The sequence below is a fragment of the Saccharopolyspora karakumensis genome, assembly GCF_004349225.1.
GTDB classification, from domain to species: domain Bacteria; phylum Actinomycetota; class Actinomycetes; order Mycobacteriales; family Pseudonocardiaceae; genus Saccharopolyspora; species Saccharopolyspora endophytica.
On sequence record NZ_SMLA01000045.1, the window covers coordinates 35,826 to 54,370 of the forward strand.

17 protein-coding genes and 1 pseudogene are annotated in these 18,545 nt (G+C 71.1%); 14 read left to right on the forward strand and 4 right to left on the reverse strand.

Going from position 1 to position 18,545, the window contains the following annotated elements:
- Positions 1-31 precede the first annotated feature (31 nt).
- The 12 genes and pseudogenes from sbnB (at position 32) to E1202_RS23570 (ending at position 13,309) form a co-directional block, all read left to right on the forward strand.
- Complete coding sequence (gene sbnB / locus E1202_RS23520) at positions 32-1,051, forward strand: 2,3-diaminopropionate biosynthesis protein SbnB (RefSeq protein WP_328591013.1); 1,020 nt, start codon at positions 32-34, stop codon at positions 1,049-1,051.
- On the forward strand, positions 1,051-2,703 hold the full coding sequence (locus E1202_RS23525) for an IucA/IucC family protein (protein ID WP_132685307.1): 1,653 nt from the start codon (positions 1,051-1,053) through the stop codon (positions 2,701-2,703). Before sbnB ends, E1202_RS23525 begins: the two co-directional genes overlap by 1 nt.
- Entirely contained in the window at positions 2,703-3,926 is a 1,224-nt protein-coding gene (locus E1202_RS23530; protein WP_132685323.1) for an MFS transporter, read from the forward strand. The genes E1202_RS23525 and E1202_RS23530 overlap by 1 nt, the downstream gene beginning before the upstream one ends.
- On the forward strand, positions 3,923-5,515 hold the full coding sequence (locus E1202_RS23535) for an IucA/IucC family protein (RefSeq protein WP_132685308.1): 1,593 nt from the start codon (positions 3,923-3,925) through the stop codon (positions 5,513-5,515). The genes E1202_RS23530 and E1202_RS23535 overlap by 4 nt, the downstream gene beginning before the upstream one ends.
- A complete protein-coding gene (locus tag E1202_RS23540; protein WP_132685309.1) occupies positions 5,512-7,260 on the forward strand; it encodes an IucA/IucC family protein in 1,749 nt (582 codons plus the stop codon). Before E1202_RS23535 ends, E1202_RS23540 begins: the two co-directional genes overlap by 4 nt.
- Positions 7,254-8,027, forward strand: a complete 774-nt coding sequence (locus tag E1202_RS23545; RefSeq protein WP_132685310.1) for an HpcH/HpaI aldolase family protein — start codon at positions 7,254-7,256, stop codon at positions 8,025-8,027. Before E1202_RS23540 ends, E1202_RS23545 begins: the two co-directional genes overlap by 7 nt.
- Entirely contained in the window at positions 8,020-9,198 is a 1,179-nt protein-coding gene (locus E1202_RS23550; RefSeq protein ID WP_132685311.1) for a type III PLP-dependent enzyme, read from the forward strand. Before E1202_RS23545 ends, E1202_RS23550 begins: the two co-directional genes overlap by 8 nt.
- Positions 9,199-9,322: 124 nt before the next feature.
- Entirely contained in the window at positions 9,323-9,925 is a 603-nt protein-coding gene (locus E1202_RS23555; RefSeq protein ID WP_132685312.1) for a class I SAM-dependent methyltransferase, read from the forward strand.
- 124 nt (positions 9,926-10,049) lie between these two features.
- A complete protein-coding gene (locus E1202_RS23560) occupies positions 10,050-11,519 on the forward strand; it encodes a sulfatase family protein (protein WP_235878941.1) in 1,470 nt (489 codons plus the stop codon).
- A 77-nt stretch (positions 11,520-11,596) separates the two neighbouring features.
- On the forward strand, positions 11,597-11,920 hold the full coding sequence (locus E1202_RS32330; RefSeq protein ID WP_328591014.1) for a Rossmann-fold NAD(P)-binding domain-containing protein: 324 nt from the start codon (positions 11,597-11,599) through the stop codon (positions 11,918-11,920).
- Between the two features lie 30 nt (positions 11,921-11,950).
- Positions 11,951-12,271, forward strand: a pseudogene (locus E1202_RS32335) (hypothetical protein); the annotation flags it as partial.
- A 186-nt stretch (positions 12,272-12,457) separates the two neighbouring features.
- Positions 12,458-13,309 carry an SAM-dependent methyltransferase gene (locus tag E1202_RS23570; RefSeq protein WP_132685314.1) on the forward strand — a complete coding sequence of 284 codons (852 nt, stop codon included), beginning with the start codon at positions 12,458-12,460 and terminating at the stop codon, positions 13,307-13,309.
- A 49-nt stretch (positions 13,310-13,358) separates the two neighbouring features.
- Here the strand turns inward: E1202_RS23570 and E1202_RS23575 are convergent, their stop codons facing one another.
- On the reverse strand, positions 13,359-14,120 hold the full coding sequence (locus E1202_RS23575; RefSeq protein ID WP_132685315.1) for an SGNH/GDSL hydrolase family protein: 762 nt from the start codon (positions 14,118-14,120) through the stop codon (positions 13,359-13,361).
- Positions 14,121-14,339: 219 nt separating this feature from the next.
- On the opposite strand from E1202_RS23575, the gene E1202_RS23580 reads away from it, so the two are divergent.
- The gene (locus E1202_RS23580; RefSeq protein ID WP_235878943.1) at positions 14,340-15,293 is read left to right on the forward strand and encodes a hypothetical protein; all 954 of its coding nucleotides are present in this window, start codon (positions 14,340-14,342) and stop codon (positions 15,291-15,293) included.
- A gap of 1 nt (position 15,294) precedes the next feature.
- Here E1202_RS23580 and E1202_RS23585 read toward each other — a convergent pair whose 3' ends face one another.
- Positions 15,295-15,945: a GNAT family N-acetyltransferase gene (locus E1202_RS23585; protein WP_132685316.1), complete on the reverse strand. Its 651-nt coding sequence runs from the start codon at positions 15,943-15,945 to the stop codon at positions 15,295-15,297.
- A gap of 48 nt (positions 15,946-15,993) precedes the next feature.
- A complete protein-coding gene (locus E1202_RS23590) occupies positions 15,994-16,800 on the reverse strand; it encodes an SAM-dependent methyltransferase (protein ID WP_132685317.1) in 807 nt (268 codons plus the stop codon).
- A 323-nt stretch (positions 16,801-17,123) separates the two neighbouring features.
- Here E1202_RS23590 and E1202_RS23595 point away from each other — a divergent pair, with 323 nt between their 5' ends.
- The gene (locus E1202_RS23595; protein ID WP_132685318.1) at positions 17,124-17,729 is read left to right on the forward strand and encodes a glycoside hydrolase family 25 protein; all 606 of its coding nucleotides are present in this window, start codon (positions 17,124-17,126) and stop codon (positions 17,727-17,729) included.
- Positions 17,730-17,918: 189 nt separating this feature from the next.
- Here E1202_RS23595 and E1202_RS23600 read toward each other — a convergent pair.
- Positions 17,919-18,545 (reverse strand): C39 family peptidase (locus E1202_RS23600; protein ID WP_328591015.1); only part of this gene is annotated, 627 nt, incomplete at its 5' end.

Consider the following 18,545-nt stretch of genomic DNA (forward strand, 5'->3'; position numbering starts at 1 on the left):
CCGAACACCGCAACACGAAGGAGAAACACCGGTGACCACCGAGGAATCCCCGAAGATGCTCTACCTGAGCCGCAGCGACATCGCAGCCGTCGGCGGCGCGGCGTCCGAGCTCTACGTGGAAGCGCTCAACGACGGGTTGATCGCGCACTCCGAGGGCAAGACCGTGCAGCCGCTCAAGCCGTACCTGCGGGTGGCGGGCAAGCAGGGCCACATCGCCGACCGGATCATCGCGATGCCCGCGCACGTCGGCGATCCCGGGCTGTCCGGCATCAAGTGGATCGGCAGCAAGCACGACAACCCCGCCGAGCGAGGCAAGGAGCGCGCCAGCGCCGTCATCGTGCTCAACGACCCCGAGAGCAACTACCCGGTGGCGGTGCTCGAAGGAAGCCTGATCAGCGCCTGGCGCACCGCGGGCGTGACCTGCCTGGCGGCCCGGCACCTGGCGCGCGCCGGGTTCTCCGAGGTCGCGCTGGTGGGCTGCGGACTCATCGGCAGCACCCAGATCACGGCGCTGCTGGAGCAGTTCGACTGCATCGAGCAGGTCCACCTGCACGACCAGCGACCGGAGGCCGCGCACGCGCTGGCCGAGCGGATCGGCCGCGAGCACCCGTCGGTCAAGGCCCACGTGACCGAAACCGCCGAAGAGGCCGTGCGAGCCGGTGACCTGGTCGTGCCGTGCACCGTCACCAGCGAGCCCTACATCGTCTCCGACTGGCTCAAGCCCGGTGCGCTGCTGTGCAACGTGTCCATCATGGACGTGCACAAGGAGGTCTTCCTCAAGGCCGACAAGGTCGTGGTGGACGACTGGGACCAGAGCAACCGCGAGAAGAAGATCATCAACCAGCTGGTGCTGGAGGGCTCGTTCTCCCGCGAGCAGCTGCACGCCGAGCTCGGCGAGATCCTGGCGGGCACCCGGCCGGGCCGCACCGATGACGACGAGATCATCGTGCTCAACCCGATGGGCATGGCCGTGGAGGACATCGCCTGCGCGGGCGCGGTCTACGAGCGCGCCAAGGAGCAGGGCGTCGGCACCTGGCTGGACCTGTACTGATGCAGGGCGGATCGGCCGAGCTGGTCATGCGGGACCTCATCGACGTGCTGCTGCAGGAGGAGCTCGTCGAGCTCACCGAGGAGCCGCCGGGCTGGGGCCGGATCACGCTGGCGGCCGGCGCGGTGCGCTTCCGGATCGTCTCCGGCGGCGCGCTGCAGCGCCATCGCCACGCCGGGGGTCCGGTCCTGTTCGAGGGGACGCGGTCGCTGACGCCGGCCGAGCTCCTCTCGCTGGTGAGCGAGGACTCGTCCGAGGTCGCCGCGGACCTGCGGGCCGCGGTGGAGCACGCGGACGTGCTGCGCGAGCAGCGCGCGTCCCTCGACCTGACTCCGCGGGACGGTCGGCTGCTGGCCGGTGAGCGGTTGGCGGCGACGCGCAACCGCCCGTTCCACCCCACCTCCCGCGCGGCGGCGGGGTGGCGCGCGGAGGAGGTCGAGCGGTACGGCCCGATGCGCGGTGAGCCGTGGGGGCTGGACTGGGTGGCGGTGCGCCGCGACCGCCTCGTCCACGGCTCCGACCCGCTCTCGCACCACCTCGCCGAGCTGGTCCTCTCCTCCGCCGAGCAGCGGGTGCTCGACGAGGCCGGGGAGGACTACCAGCCGATCCCGGTGCACCCGTGGCAGTTCCAGCACGTCCTGGCGGAGTCCTTCGGCGCGGAGATGGCGGAGGGGGCGGTGGTTCCGCTGGCTCGCGGGCTCGGCGGTTTCCACCCCACCTCCTCGCTGCGCACCCTGGTCGCAGAACCCGAGACGGACCGGCACGTCAAGCTCCCGCTCGGAGTCGCCACGCTGGGCGCGACGCGGCTGCTGCCGCCTCGCTACCTGGCCAACGCCGAGCGGGCCCAGCGCTGCATGGCCGATCTGCTCGACCGGGTTCCGGCGCTGGGCGAACGGGTCGCGCTGTGCGACGAGCGGGTCTGGGCCGGGTGGCACGACCCGGACGACGAGTTCGGGGATCGCCCCGGACAGCTCGCCGCGCAGGTCCGGATCTACCCGGAGCTCGACGGGTTGGTGCTGCCGATGGCGGCGATGGCCGCGCACGAGTGGGACGTGCTGGCACCGGCGATCTCCGACCGGTTCGACCCGGTCCGGTTCTTCGCCGACCTGGCGCGCTCGTTCTGCGAGATCGCGTTCGGCTTCCTGAGCCGCGGGGTGCTGCCGGAGCTGCACGGCCAGAACGTGGTGGTGCGGCTGGAAGAGGGACGGGTGGAGCAGTTCGTGCTGCGCGACCACGACACCCTGCGGTTGTTCCCGGAGTGGATGCGCGCGGCCGGTACGCCGGATCCGCAGTACGTCATCAAACCCGGTGCGCCGCAGTCGCTCCGGCTCGACTCGGCCGAATCGCTGGTCGGCTACCTGCAGACCCTCGGGTTCCAGGTCAACCTCTACGGGATCGCCGACGCCCTGCGCCGTCACTTCGGAGTGGACGAGCGGGAGCTGTGGGCGCAGCTGCACCAGGCGGTGCGGGGGCTCCTGCCCTCGCAGCCCGCCGAGGTGCGCGAGGTGCTGCGGAAGTGCCTGCTGGGAGCCGACTCCTGGCCCAGCCGACGGGTGCTGGAACCGCTGCTGCGGCAGGGGAGCTCCAGCGGCGTGAGCATGCCCGCCGGTGTCGGGTCGGTGCCGAATCCGCTGGTCGGGGGGTTGAAGGCGTGATGTTCTCGCCAGGCAGGACCTATCCCGTGCTGTGCCTGGGGCAGTTCGCGGCGACCGCGGGGCTGACGATCGTCGTCCCGCTGCTGCCGTTCTACCTGGCCGGGCTCGGCACGCCCCGAGCCGAGATACCTTGGTGGACCGCGGTTTCGGTGGCGGCTCCGGCGGTGGTCCAGCTGGTCAGCGGGCCGCTGTGGGGCTGGGTCGGTGACCGGTTCGGCCGCAAGGCGATGGTGGTGCGCGCCCACGCGGGGCTGGGTCTGGCGATCGCGCTGATGGCGCTGGCGAGCACACCGGAGGAGTTCCTGGCCTGCCGGTTGCTGCAGGGCGCGTGCGGCGGCGTGGTCAGCGCGACCGCCTCCTACGCGACCGCGGCGGCCTCGACCGACCGGCGCGGGCGCGCGCTCGGGATGCTCTTCGGCGCCACGGCGGCGGGTTCGCTGCTGGGACCGCTGGTGGGCGGGTTGCTGGCCACCGAGATCGGGTTCGGTCCGTTGTTCGCGGCGGTGGCGGGGATGCTCGTGCTCTCGAGCGTGCTGGCCGCGTGCTCGCTGGCCGAACCACCGGCGCAGGCGCGGGAACGCCATTCGCCGCGCGTCATCGCGGGACTCCTGCTCAGGCGCAGGGAGAGCCGTCTGATGCTGCTGGCCGGTTTCGCGGCGCAGGCCGCGATCTACGCGCTGGTGGTGGTCTTCGCACCGCAGGTCGAGCGGATGTCCGGGTCGGTGGCCACCGCGACGGTGTGGGTCGGTGCCCTGCAGGCGCTGACCTGGGCGGCGTCGTGCGCGGGAAGCCCCTGGTGGGGCCGACGCAACGACCGCAGGCCCGCGCAGCTGGGGTTCGCCGTGGCGGCGGCCTGCTGCGCGCTCGCGGTGGCGTTGCAGGGCTTGGTGAGCGTGGAAGCGCTGATCCCGCTGCGGATCGTGCAGGGCTTCTGCTTCGCGGCGCTCGTGCAATCGGTGCTGCACGTCAACGCGCACCACGTGCCGGAGCGCGGTTCGGGCACGGCGTTCGGGTTCAGCACCGGGGTGCTCGACCTCGGTCAGGTCTTCGGCCCGCTCGCGGGCGCCGTCCTGGCGGTCCTGCTGCCGCCGCCGGCGGTGTTCTCCCTCATCGGCGCGCTGCTGGGCGCCGCCGCACTGCTGGCCCTGGCCGGCCGAACGAAGGCGGAGGTTGCCACCAGCACCTCCGCCCCGGTTGAGACTCACGAGAAGGTGTTGAGGTGAACGACGTTGTGGCACGTGCGGCGGCCCGGCAACGGCTGCTGAACGCGCTGGTCAGGGAAGTCGGCGGTGAGTTCGGCGCCGGCTCGGTGCGAATCCCGCTGCGGACCGGGTCCGGGCGTCCGAGCAGCTTGTGCGCGGAGGTCCGGCACCGGTCCGAGATCGGTCACCACGTCTACGGGGCGGAGGTGTCGCGGGATGGGGTCGTGCTCGAGCACGAGGAGTTCGTGGCGCTGGTGGCCGAGGAGCTGGCCGGTCGCTGCGCGACGGCACCGGAGGAAGCGGTGGAGCGCTTCCTGCGCCAGGTCGCCAACAGCGTCGCCCGGACGGCGCGCTACCTGGACCGGCCCTCGTTCGCGAGCGCGACCGGTCCGGCGGAGATCACCCGGCAGGCGGAGCAGTCGCTGCTGCTGGGGCACCCGTTCCACCCGACGCCCAAGAGCGCGGAGGGGATCAGCGACGAGGACCTGGAGCGCTACGCCCCGGAGCTCGGCGCGTCGTTCCGGCTGCACCACTGGGCCGCGGCCCCCGAGCTGCTGCTCGAGGAGCGGGTCGGCGACGGTCCGTGGCTCGGGCAGGAAGACCTCTCGGTTCTCCCCGTGCACCCGTGGCAGGACGCCTACCTGCGGGAACAGCCCCGCGTGCGGGAGTTGATCGAGGCGGGGCGGTTGACTCCGCTGGGCCCGGTGGGAGCGCGGGTGTACGCGACGTCCTCGGTGCGCACCGTCTGCGACCCGGGGTTCCCGACCGCGTGGAAGCTGCCGCTGCACGTGCGCATCACCAACTTCGTGCGCAACAACCCCGTCGAGCACCTGCACCGCGCGGCCGACGCCGGCCGGTTGGTGGCGGCGCTCGAAAAGCACTGGGACCACGAGGGGTTCGAGGTGCTGCCGGAGACCGGGTACCGCACCCTCGACCCGGCGGCGGTCGGCGACCTGGCGGCGGACTTCGCCGTGCTGTTCCGCCGGAACCCGTTCGCGGGCACCGAGATCGCTCCGCGCGTGCTCGCCGCGCTGCTGGAGGACCGGGTCGACGGGCGGCCGGCGCTGGTGGACCTCGTCGCGCGGGCGGGCCCGCTCACCGCCGAGCACGTCGCCGAGTGGGTGCGCCGCTACCTGCGGGTCTCGCTGGGTCCGCTGCTGTCGGTGTTCACCGAGGACGGCATCGGCTTCGAAGCCCACGTGCAGAACAGCCTGCTGCACACCGAAGAGGGGTGGCCCAGCCGGTTCTACGTGCGCGACATGGAAGGCACCAGCGCCGACCGCGATCGCGTCCCGGACGGGATCCTGCCCCCGACCAGCCCGGTGCTCTACGACGACGCCGAAGCGTGGCACCGGTTGCGGTACCACCTGGTCACCAACCACCTCGGGCACGTGGTCGCGGTGCTCGGCCGGTGCACACCCGCCGGTGAGCGGGTGCTGTGGCAGGTCGTGCGCGAGTTCCTGCGCGGCGTTTCCGGGCGCTACGCGGCCGAACTGCGCGAGGCGCCGACACTGCCCGCCAAGGCGAACCTGCTCAGCCGGTTCGCCGAACGCGGTGAGAACCCGCTCTACGTCGACATCCCCAACCCGATTCACGAGGTGAGCCGATGACCGCCGAGCTCGTGCAGGCAGCGCTGAGCGACCCCCGCGCCCCGGACGTGCGGCGCCGCGTGTTCCGCCAGCTGGTCGAATCCCTGCTCTACGAAGGTGCTGTGCGCACCGACCGGGACGGCGACGAGCACGTCGTCACCGGGATCGACCACGCCGGCCAACCCGTGCGCTACTCCTTCCGCGCGGTGCGCAGGTTCGGGTTCGGCCGGATCGGGCTGACCTCGCCGGTGCTGCGCGACGGCGTCGAGGCCGAGTCGGTCACCCGGTTCCTCTCGGAGGTCCGCAAGTCCCTGGACGCCGACCCCGACCACCTCCCCGGCTTCGCCCGCGAGCTGGAGGAGACGTTGTTCAAGGACGCGCTGTCGGAGCACCTCCGCGAGGACCCACCGCCGACTGCGGACCACGACGTCCTGGAATCGGCCATCACCGACGGCCACCGCTACCACCCGACGTACAAGTCCCGCCTCGGTTTCGACGTCGCCGACGACATCGCCTTCGGCCCGGAGTTCGCCAACCCGCTGCGCCCGCTGTGGCTGGCGGCGCACCGCGGCATCACCGAGGTCAGCGGCTCCGCGTCCCTCGGAAGCGACTACGTGACCGAGCAGCTGGGCACCGCGGTCGAGGACTTCCACCGCCGGATCGAGGACGCGGGCCGCGACCCGGACGACTACGTGCTGGTCCCGGTGCACCCGTGGCAGTGGCGGGAGCGCATCGCGCGGGCGTTCTCCGAGCAGCTCGGGCGCGGTGAGCTGATCCCCCTGGGCGACGACCCGCACGAATTCCTCGCCCAGCAGTCGATCCGCACCCTGACCTGCCGGGACGCACCCGAGCGCCCGTACCTCAAGCTGTCGATGTCGATGGTGAACACCTCCACCAGCCGCGGTCTGGCCGCGCACACAGTGCGCAACGCCCCGCGCATCACCGACTGGCTGCGCGAGGTCGTCGCCGGCGACGACTACCTGTCCGGCGAGCTGCGGCCGGTCCTGCTCGGCGAGGAGCTGGGCGTGTCGGTGACGCCGGAAGCAGATCTGCTGCAGGCCGACACCTACGGCGCGCTGGCGTGCATCTGGCGCGAGAGCCTGCACCCGCACCTGGGAACCGGCGAGCGGGCGATCCCGTTCACCGGCCTGACCGCCTGCCTGCGCGACGGGACACCGCTGATCGACGCGTGGGTGCGCGACTCCGGGGTCGAGGACTGGGTGCGCCAGGTGGTGCGGGTCAGCGCCCTGCCGCTGGTGCACCTGCTGTGCGCGCACGGGGTCGCGCTGGAGTCGCACGCGCAGAACATGGCCCTGGTGCACGTCGACGGGAAGCCGGAACGCGTGGTGCTCAAGGACTTCCACGACGGCGTGCGCTTCTCCCGGGAGCACCTCGCGAAACCCGCACCGGAGCTGGCGGGAACGCCCGCGCACCACCAGAACCGCAACTCGTTCGTCGAGACCGACGAGCTGAGCCTCGTCACCGACTTCCTGCTGGACGCGTTCTTCTTCATCAACCTCGGCGAGCTCGCCCTCTTCCTCGCCGACCACTACGACTTCGCCGAGCAGGACTTCTGGCGGGTCGTGGTCGAGGAGGTCCGCGCCTACCAGCGCCGGTTCCCGGAGCTGGAGTCGCGTTTCGAGCTGTTCGACCTGTTCACCCCGGCGATCGAGGTGGAGCAGCTGACCACCCGCAGGCTGCACCCGGACACCGAGCTGCGGCTGCACGCCGTGCCCAACCCGCTGGCGGAGGTGGAGCGGTGCTGAAGCCCAACACCGTCAAGCGCCGGCTCGCCGAGGGCGGCGAGAGCTACGGGCTGTTCTGCTCCATCCCGTCACCGCCGCTGGTGGAGATGATCGGCTGCGCGGGCTACGACTTCGTCATCCTCGACACCGAGCACTCCCTGGTCGACCCGCAGCAGCTGGAGAACCTCATCCGGGCGGCCGAGGCGGTCGACCTGGTCCCGTTCGTCCGCGTCCCCGAAGCCGACCCCGGAGCGATCCTGCAGGCCTTGGACGCGGGTGCGCTGGGCGTGGTGGTGCCGCACGTGCGCTGCCGCGCCGACGTGGACGCGGCGATCCGCGCCGCCCGCTACGCACCGGAGGGCATGCGCAGCCTCAACGGGGGCCGGGTCCCGGGGTTCGGGCGCATCGAGCTCACCGAGTACGTGCGGCGGGCCAACGAGGAGACCATGGTCATCGCGATGATCGAGGACGCCGAGGGCGTCGACGAGCTGCCGTCGATCCTGGCCGGTGGCGGCGTCGACCTGGTGCTGGAGGGCGCGGCGGACCTGTCGCAGTCCTACGGCGTCGCGTGGCAGACGCGGCATCCCCTGGTCCAGGAGGCGCTGGCCCGCGTGCACGCCGAATGCGACGCCCACCGAGTGCCCTACTGCGCGATCCCGCGCACCCCCGAGGACCACGAGCGGTGGCGCGCGGCCGGGGTGCGCACCTTCGTGCTCGGCGAAGAACGCGGCCTGGCCGCCCGCGCGCTGCGCGCCCACCTCGACCGACACCGGGAGAACCATGACTGAGCGACTCGAAGGACTCGTGCGGGAACGCGTCGGCGGCGACCCGGTGTGCCTGTTCGCCTACGACCTCGACCGGCTGACCGATCACGTCCGCGCGATCACGGCCACCCTGCCGCGGCGCTGCCGGATGTTCTACGCGATGAAGGCCAACAGCGCCGATCCGCTGCTGCGGGCGCTGGCTCCGCTGGTCGCCGGGTTCGAGATCGCCTCGGGCGGTGAGCTGGACAAGGCGCGCGCCGTCGGCGCCGACGTCCCGGTGATCTTCGGCGGTCCCACCAAGACGCCCGCGGAGATCGAGCAGGCGCTCAAGCAGGGCGTGCAGCGGTTGCACGTGGAGAGCCCGCTGGAGCTGCACCGGGTTTCGGCCGCGGCGACCCGGCTGGGCACGACGGCGGAGGTGCTGCTGCGGGTCAACCTCTCGGGCCCGTTCCCGACCGCGACCCTGGCGATGGCGGGCAAGCCCACCCAGTTCGGCATCGACGAGCAGGACCTGCCCGGCTGCGTCACCGCCGCACGCGAGCTGCCCGGGGTGCGGCTCGCCGGGTTCCACCTGCACTCGCTGTCCAACAACCTCTCCGCCGACGCCCACCTGGAGCTGCTGGCGCACTACGGGCGCACGGTGTCGGGGTGGGAGCGGGAGTTCGGGCTGCGCTGCGAGGTGATCAACGTCGGCGGCGGCATCGGCGTCGACTACGCCCGGCTGGACCGGCAGTTCGACTGGCCGACGTTCACCCGGCGCCTGCCCTCGGTGCTCGCCGAGTTCCCCGCGCACATCCGGGAGATCGACTTCGAGTGCGGGCGCTACCTGGTCGCCGAGTGCGGCAGCTACGCCGTGGAGGTGCTCGACGTCAAGCGCAACCACGGCGTGCAGTACGCGCTGGTGCGCGGCGGGACCCACCAGTTCCGGCTGCCGTCGTCCTGGCAGCACAGCCACCCCTTCACCGTGCTGCCGGTGGACCGCTGGGAGACGACGGCGCCGCGTCCGGAGGTGAGCGGGCCGGTCACCGTCGTCGGCGAGCTGTGCACCCCGAAGGACGTCCTCGCCCGCGACGTGCCGGTGGAGCGCCTCCGCGCAGGTGACGTGCTGGTGTTCAGCCACGCGGGAGCCTACGGCTGGGAGATCTCGCACCACGACTTCCTCAGCCACCCGCACCCCGAGCACGTCTTCTTCTGATCCCGCGCGCGATGGGCCTGGCTCGCCCGCCCGGCCAGGTCCGTCGCTCGTGGGTACCGTTGGTCCTGGACCTCCCGTGCAGGGCTTCAACCCGGGTTGAAGCGGAAGGGTGGACGTGGCAGCCATGACGTCGCGGAGCCTGGGTGAACCGAGCCGCTCGCCGTTCGCGCTCCCGCGCGGTGCGCGGGGCCGGATGGCCGGGCTCTTCATGCTCTGGGCGAACCGCCAGGAGGAGGTGCTCGATCTCCTCGACGTCCCGGCCGGGGCGGAGGTCCTCGAAGTCGGCTACGGGCCCGGCGGACTGATCCGCCTCCTGACGCGGACTCGCGCGAGGCGGATCTGCGGCGTCGACCCCTCGGCGGAGATGCGCGACCTCGCGAGCCGTCCGCACTCCGACGAGATCGACGCGGGCAGGATCGATCTCCGGCTGGGCGCCGCCGCCGACACCGGTTTCCCCGACGCGGTTTTCGACCGCGTCGTCTCGGTGAACAACGTGGCCATCTGGCCGGACCTCGACGCGGGCGTCGCCGAGCTGCACCGGGTGACCCGCCCCGGCGGGCGGCTGCTGATCGCCTGCCACGGCGGGACGAAACCGTCGTTGCTCACCCGCAGCAACGCCCTCTCCGAGGACAAGATCGACCGGATCGAGCGAGCGCTGCGCGGCGTCTTCTCCGACGTCTCCCGTCGCGACCTGACCTCCCTCACGGCTTTCACCGCCGTCCGCTAGGAGTCGGCTCCGCCGCATTCCTCTACGGGCCCGGCGTCGTTCGACTTCTGGTCATCGGCTTGGCCGGGCGACGATCACCGGGCATGCTGTGCGCGGCGCCGAAGTCCCCTGGAGGATGATCGATATGCCGCGTCCGCGGCTGGCCGTCTGCGGGGCCGCCATCGGCCTGGTCCTGGCCGCGTGCACCGCTCCCCCGCCGCCACCCGCTGCTGAACCGTCGCGACCGAACATCGTGTTCGTGCTGGTCGACGACATGGACCAGGACCTGGTGCGGTTCATGCCGGAGGTGCTGCGGATGCAGCGGGAGGGCGTGACGTTCTCGAACTCCACCGTCACCGGTTCGCTGTGCTGCCCGTCCCGCACGTCGTTGCTGTCGGGGAAGTACCCGCACAACACCGGTGTGTTCACCAACGAGCCGCCGGACGGAGGGTTCGCGGTGTTCCACCGCCGCGACGAGCGCGACACCCTGGGTACCCAGTTGCAGCAGGCCGGCTACCGGACGGGTTTCATGGGCAAGTACCTCAACGGCTACCGGCCGGGCCGAACCCTCGGCGGCGAGCGGCCTTTCGTTCCGCCGGGCTGGGACGAGTGGGCCGTGGCGGGCAACGGCTACGACGAGTACGACTACCAGCTCAACGTCAACGGCCGTGTGCGGTCGCACGGTCACCGGCCCGGCGACTACCTGACCGACGTGCTGGCCAAGCGCGGCAACGACATCATCCGCTCCAGCGCCGCCCAGGGCACCCCCTTCTTCCTGGAGGTCGCACCGTTCGCGCCGCACGGACCGTTCACCCCGGCTCCTCGGCACGCCGAGGAGTTCCCGGGGCTGACCGCGCCGCGCACTCCGTCCTTCGACGAACCGGACCGCTCGGACAAACCGGCGTGGCTGCGCGCGCTTCCGCCGCTGCCCGCCGCGAAGGCGCAGGCGGCGGACGTGAAGTTCCGCAAGCGAGCGCAGTCGCTTCAGGCGGTGGACGAGATGCTCAGCGGTTTCCGGCGCACGCTCGCCGAGACCGGGCAGGCACAGCGCACGCACGTCCTCTTCACCTCCGACAACGGGTTCCACCTCGGTGAGCACGCGCTGCCCGAGGGCAAGCAGACGGCGTTCGACACCGACGTGCGGGTCCCGCTGATCGCCACCGGACCGGGTGTCCCGGCCGGGCGGACGATCGCGGATCCGGTGCAGAACATCGACTTCCGCCCGACCTTCGCCGAACTCGCAGGCGCACCAGGGCGTCCCGACATCGACGGCACCGGTTTCGCTTCGCTGCTGCGCGGCGGCCCCGGAACGGGCAGGAACGTCGCGCTGATCGAGCACCACGAGCCGCGCGTCTCGCAGGAGGATCCCGATCGCCAGGAGAAGCCCGACCGCATCCCGCCGACCTACACCGCGATCAGGACTCCGGAGGGCACCTACGTCGAGTACGTCACCGGCGAGCGCGAGTTCTACGACGCCCGGACCGACCCGTTCCAGCTGACCAACACCTACCCGAGCCTGCCGCCCGAGCGCCGCGACGAGCTCCACCGCATCCTCACCGGCCTCGCCGCCTGCCGCGGCGAAGCGCAGTGCACCGAGGCGGCCACCGCGCGGTGAAGTCCGCTGCGGAACGACTTCCGGGATCGTTCGCCAGACCGTCGGCTCGGTCGACACGAGGACCGGGGAGACCAACCATGGGCAAGCTCGACGGCCAGGTCGCTTTCATCACCGGCGCCGGGCGCGGTCAGGGCCGCAGCCACGCCGTCCGGCTGGCGAGCGAAGGCGCCGACATCATCGCCACCGACGCGCCTGCCCCGGTCGGATCGGTCCGGTACCCGCTGGCCACCGCCGACGACCTGGCCGAGACCGTCCGGCAGGTGGAGGCCGTCGGCCATCGCGTCGTCGCGCGCAACGCCGACGTGCGGGACTCCACCGCGCTGGCCGAGACCGCAGCTCGCTGGCCGCACTGCACGTCAACGACAACACCGCGCACTGCTCGGCGGCCAAGTCCGGCCTGATCATGATGATGAAGGTCCTGGGAGCTCGCACCGCAGCGCATCCGGGTCAACACGGTGCACCCGACGACCGTGGGCACCGACCTGATCCACAACGATGCCCTCTACGGCCTCTTCCGGCCCGACCTGGAGAACCCGACCCGCGAGGACTTCGAGCAGGTCGTCCGCGGCGTCAACCGCCTCCCGGTGGCCTCCCTGGAGCCGGAGGACGTCACCAGCACGGTCCTGCACCTGGCCTCCGACGTCAGCCGCTACATCACCGGAACGCCGGCGCCGGGCTCTGACCGCGAGGGGCGGTTCGGCCCACATCCGCCCGCTGCTCGAACTCGCCGAAGGGACGCGCCGTCCAGGTGACACGCACCAAGGTCTCTTGCCTTCAAGAAGATTCCATGTGAGATTATTTGCGCGCCGGACGAGGACGTCGCGGGCAAACGGGAAGAGGACGGATATCCGCCGTTTCGCACGCCGAAACCTGTTGCCCCGTAGGGCAAACCGTGCGGTAACTTCGTGATCGTGGCCACCGAGCAAGCAGGAGCAGGCATGTCCGAGACGCCTTCGACGGCACCGAGTTCCGCACCCGTCGGCGTGGACACGACCCAGGCCAGCATCGCCCGCGTCTACGACGCCGCGCTCAACGGCAAGGACAACTTCGAGGTCGACCGCCGAGTCCTGCACGAAGTCGGCCGGGCGGCCCCGGAGGTCAAGGACATGGCGTGGTCCAACCGCAGGTTCTTGAACAGGGCATGCCAGTACCTCGCCGACCAGGCCGGCGTCCGGCAGTTCCTCGACTGCGGTTCGGGCCTGCCGACCGCGGAGAACACGCACCAGATCGTGCAGCGGGTCGATCCCGCGACCGAGGTCGTCTACATCGACAACGACCCGGTGGTCATCGCGCACGGCAAGGCGCTGCTCGAGGAGAACGACCACACCCGCTTCGCCTCCGCCGACATCTTCAACCCCGGCGAGGCGCTCGCCCACGACACCGTTCGCAGGCACCTCGACTTCGCCGAGCCGATCGCGCTGCTGCAGGTCGGCACCCTCCACCACTACCTCGGCGACGACGGCCCGGAGCTGATGCGGGCCTACATCGACGCGCTCGCCCCGGGCAGCTACGTCGTCGTGGCGCACTTCTTCGACCCGCAGACCCCGGAGCACAGCGAGCTCGCCCGCAAGATGGAGGAGCTCTTCCTGCACAGCCCGATGGGTTCGGGCCGCTTCCGCACCCGCGACGAGATCCGCGCGCTGCTCCCGGGGCTGGACGTCCTACCGCCCGGCCTGAACTCCCCGGCCGACGTCGAGCTCTGCGACCTCTGGTGGCCGAACGGCCCCAGGTCGCGCCCGCTGAACCAGGCCGAGAACTGCATCGCCGGCGTGGTGGGTCGCAAGAACTGACGCGGGAGCACCCGGCGCCGAGGCGTTCACATCGGACGCTCCGGCGGACTCAGCGCATCGGCAGCAGGTGCGGCCGCTTCGCGGTCCGGCCGTCGCCGGACGACCGCCCGGTGATCCGCCGCCACAGCCACGGTGCCAAGAACACGGCGACCCAACGGATCTCGCCTGAGACCACCCGCAGGATTCCGGGCGCTCGACGTTCCGGAAGCGGGCGGCTCCACGCATCGTCAGCTCCGGGGAGCGCCAGCGCGTGCGCGAAACCGTCGGCCAGCAACGCGTGGCCCGCGGGGTTGAGGTGCAGCCGGTCGTGACTCCAGATCCTCCGGTCGGCGCACACCGGGTGCCGGTCCGCCTCGACGACGGTGGCGCCGTGCTTGGCGGCGATCTCGCGCACGCGCGCGTTGAACTCGGTGAGCCGAGGCTGCCAGCGGCGGGCGATCGGAGCGATCTCGCCGATGTCGGGGTAGGTCACGGTGGCCACGTGCGCACCCGATCCGCTCAGCGCACCGATCATCTCGTCCAGCTGCGCGGCGACCGCGTCACCGTCGTACTCGCTGCGCAGCACGTCGTTGAGCCCCGCGACCACGGTGACGAGATCAGGCTTGAGCTCCAGCGCGGGTCCGAGCTGCTGAGCGCGCACCTCGCCGATCAGCCTGCCGCGCACGGCCAGGTTGGCGTAGCTGAAATCCGGGTCGAGGCCCGCGATCTTCTCCGCGAGCCGGTCCGCCCAGCCGCGCAGGCCGCGCTCGTCATCACCGTCGCCCACGCCTTCCGTCTGGCTGTCCCCGATCGCCACGTACCGCGCGTACATGTCCACCTTCGCTCTGCAACATCACTTCCATGTCCCGGCACAGCAAACCATCCCGAGGCGAAAGAAGGCGGCCCCTACCGCTTTTCACCGGCATGCGCCAGAGTCTTCCCCGGTGAATTCCGATTTCGCAGAGTCACGTGCCGCGACCGCACGTAGTCATCGGGAGTTTTTCCTCATGCGCCCGACCGGAGCAACCGCTCATGTGTCATCGTCGGGCACATGGGGACCGAGGTTTGGGTGACGTGGATCCCGGCTGTCCTGGCTCTCGTGGCCGCCGGCGTCTCCGGCTGGCTGCTGTGGTCGGCTCGGAAGACCGCTGAGGAGTCCACCCGCCGCTCCGAGACCGTGCGCCGCCTGGCCGCGGCGGTCGAGGCCAACGCGGAGAAGACCGGCCGCGCCGCCACGACCGCCACCGAGCAGGCCGAGCGCGCCTGGGAACAGGTGAAGCTGTCCCGGAGCCAGCTGGACGAAGCGCGCGAGGAGCGCCACGCCAGCACGCAGGCCGAGCAGTGGGAGTGGGCCTACGCGTTGACCACCGCCGCCCGCGAACTGGTCAACAGCTGCCACGAGCTCATCCGCATGTCCCTGGACGCGCAGGTCGCCCCGCACTACCGGACGGCCGCCGACCGGCACTACCGCCAGGCCGGGCAGCGCTGGCAGGACACCATGATCAAGGCGATCTCGCGCACCCAGCCGCCGCTGGAGATGCAGCAGCAGGTCGCCACGTTCGCCGAGGTGCACCAGCGCCTGCACGGTCAGCTGGGCGTGCTGCTGCGCGCGGTCGAGACCAACACGCTCACCGAGGGCGACACGCTGACCAAGCAGATCCACGGCATGCGCCACGAGCTCAACAACGCGCACCGCAACCTGCAGCGCATCGTCAGCTCGAACCTGTCGAGCGCGTCGGCCCAGGGCGCGCAGACCGACTCCACGCAGCAGACGCAGCTCAACCAGGCGGTCACCCCCGGCCCTTCCCACGCCGCGCAGCAGACCCAGCTCACCCCGGCCGCGTCCCCCAGCGCCTCGCAGGCGAGCGCCGCGCAGACGCAGCTCACCCCGGCGGCCCCGCCGAACGCGTCTCAGACCGGCCGCACCCAGCAGGCCCATGCCAACCCGCCCCAGCCGGTGGAGCCCTCGACCCAGCAACTCGCCAACCGACCCGCACGCACCTGACTCAGGGCGATTCCACGCCCAGCATCGGCAGGCAGCCAGCCAGCCCCTCGATCTCGACCGGAACCGAGCGGTGGGCCTCCCAGGACTCGCGGGTGAGCCTGAACCGGTGCTCGACCCTCAGCTCGCCGCGGAGCGCGCTGCGCTGGACGCCGTCGGGCTCGTAGCCGAGGCCGCGCGAGATCCGCAGCGACGCCTCGTTGCCCTCCGCGGCGGAGGAACGGGCGTGCCGGGCTCCGATGCCGACGAAGGCGAAGTGCAGCACCGCCTCTCGCATCTCGGCCCCGATCCCCCGCCCCTGGTGCCTCCGCCCGATCCACGATCCCGTGCTCACCTCGCGCGTGATGGCGAAGTTCCGGCCGTGGACGCTCTGCTGCCCGACGATGACGCCGTCCAGGAACACGCCGAAACCGATCGACCAGTCCTGCGGGCTCCACTCGGCCAGCTTCGCCCAGTTGTGCTGGACCACGTTCAGCGCGACCTGCTCGGGCGGGTGATCGGTCCACGGAACGCTGAACGGCATGAACCCCGGGTCGTGCACCCCGCGAGCGGCCAGCTCCGCCAGCTCACCGAGCTCGTCCTGCGAGGGCAGCCGCAGCACCAGCCTCGGCGTGGTCACCCTCAGCCCGAACGGCGGGAAGATGTCGATCAACATCCACCCATGATGCCGCCGATGCCGCTCGGGCGCGGTCTTTTCGCCGACTCAGGGTTTGCGGGCCATCGCGGCGTACATGGCGATGTCGGATTCGGGGATGTTGAGGGATTCGAGGTCGTCGGGGCGCCACTTGTGCATCTGGACCAGCCCGGGGTCGACGACGTCGAGGCCGTCGAAGAAGCGCTGCGCGGTGGCGCGCGAGCGGAACTTCAGGGTTTCGCCGTGCTCGCGGTAGGCGCGGCGGACCTCGGCCAGCAGCTCCGGGGCGTACTCGTCGGTGGCGATCGTGGCCGCCACGTAGCTGCCCGAGGGCAGCACGTCGACGATGCGGCGGACCACGTCCAGCGCCTCGTCGTCGTCCTCGATGAAGTGCACGACCGCGATCAGCATCAGGCCGATCGGCCGGTTCGGGTCCAGGGTCTCCCGGAACTCCGGCGAGTTCAGGATCGTGTCGGGATCGCGCAGGTCGGCGTCGACGTAAGCCGTCCTCCCCCGCCCGTTCTGCGCCATCAGCGCGCGGGCGTGGGCGAGCACGATCGGATCGTTGTCGGTGTAGACGACGCGGGCTTCCGACTTCACCTCCTGCACGACCTCGTGCAGGTTCGGCCTGGTCGGGATTCCGGTGCCGATGTCCAGGAACTGGTCGATCCCGCACTCGGTGGCCAGGAATCGGCCTGCGCGGTGCATGAACTCGCGGTTGGCGCGCATGTGCACCGGCAGCGCGGGCCAGACCTGCTGGGAGGCCTCGGCGGCGGCGCGGTCGACGGCGTAGTTGTCCTTGCCGCCCAGGATGTAGTCGTAGATCCGCGCGCCGTGCGCCACGTCCGTGCGCAGGTCCCCAACGCCGTCGCTCATGCCGCTCCTCCCGAAGGCCAACGGCCCCCGATGCTTCCCAAAGATCAACCGGCCGTCCACGTCCCAGTGGACCACGAACGCCGCACGTGCCACGACAAGATCGCCCGTTTCCGCGACTGTGGGCCAGGAGCACCAACCGGCACTGCGGCGTACGGGTGCTCCAAACGTGGTAATTCCAGTCATTCACCCCACAGAACGATCTTTTCTTGAGACCGTGTGCGCAGCGTGGGTTGATCACCAGCTCAGCCGAGCGTCCGGCTGGGGAACGCCGACGGCCACCTCCGCGAGCGTTGCGCAACCCGAGCACGACTAGATGGGGCCCCATGGACTACGGAATCGACATCAGCCACCACAACGCCGTCGACGACTGGGCCGCCGTTCGCGGCAACAACATCACCTTCGCGAGCATGAAGCTGACCGAAGGCCGGACCTGGGTCGATGACGCGGCAGGCGCCCACGTGGCCGGAGCGCGCGGCGCGGGCATCATGACCGGCGGCTACCACTTCGCCCGTCCCGGGGACATCGACCCGCAGGTCGGGCACTTCGCCTGGTGGATGGGCCAGCACGGGCTCAAGGAGCCGGGCAACATGTGGCCGATGCTCGACATGGAGGACCCCGAGATCCCCGATCCGAACGCCTTCATCGCCGAGTTCGTCCGGTTGTTGCGCATCGCGACCGGCGTCCGCGGAGTGCTGGTGTACGCGAGCCTGAACTGGTTCCAGAACATCGTCGACCCGAACCTGTGGGCGGGCGACGACGTGCTGCTGTGGATCGCCCGCTACAACGGCGACCCGGGCAACCCGGGCTGGGGCCACCCGCGCCTGGCGCTGCACCAGCACAGCGACGCCGGACAGGTTCCCGGCATCCCCGGCGGGGTCGACCGCAACGCCACCGTCGGCGGCTACACCCGGGCGGCCTTCACGCTCTGAGCACCACCGGGAATCCCCTCGTCATCGAACCGATGGCGAGGGGATTTTCGCTTCCCGCGAGGACTTTTCGCGGAGATCGGGCCGGGGGAACCGCGGACCGCCCGACGATGACTGCGGCGGCCCCCTTCCGCAGGGACCGCCGCAGTGGTCGTTCAGCACCCGAAGCGGGCGCCGGTGATCGCTCTGCGATCAGGCGACGTAGCCGCGGGGCTGGACCAGGGAGGTCAGCTGGTCGAGGCTCAGCCAGTACTCCTTGTTGCCGCTGAAGTTCGCCGGGTCGGCGATCTTCACGTTCTTCTTCTCGGCGTCGTAGCCGACGACCGACACGTAGTGGTAGATCGTCTGGCTCGACGGGTAGCCGGGCGGCTGGTTGCCGGGCTCGGCGACGATGTTGGCGACCATGGCCTTGCCGCTGTCGATGTTGCGAACCGTGTCGTTCCACAGCTCGTTGGTCATCTCCGGCGAGATCTTGCGGCTGCTGAGGTCCTTGGCGACGTAGTGCGTGCCGGTCGGGGCCAGCAGCTTGTTCAGGCCGTCCGCGACCTGGCCGACGTGGTCGGTGCCGTTCTCGGTGGTGCGCAGCTCCTTGGCCAGCTCGGCCTGGGAGGGCAGGTCACCGGTCTTGGACGACATGGCGATGCGGGTCGCCGCGGGGCCGCACCAGTAGCCGGTCAGCTGTGCCGCGTAGTTGACGGGGAGTTCCTTGGTGACCGCCTGCGGCTTGACGTCCGCAGACTTCTTCTCGGCCTTCTGCTCAGCCTTCTCGTCGGCCTTCGGGGCGGCCGGCGCTGCGGGGACAGCGGCGGGGGCCAGAGC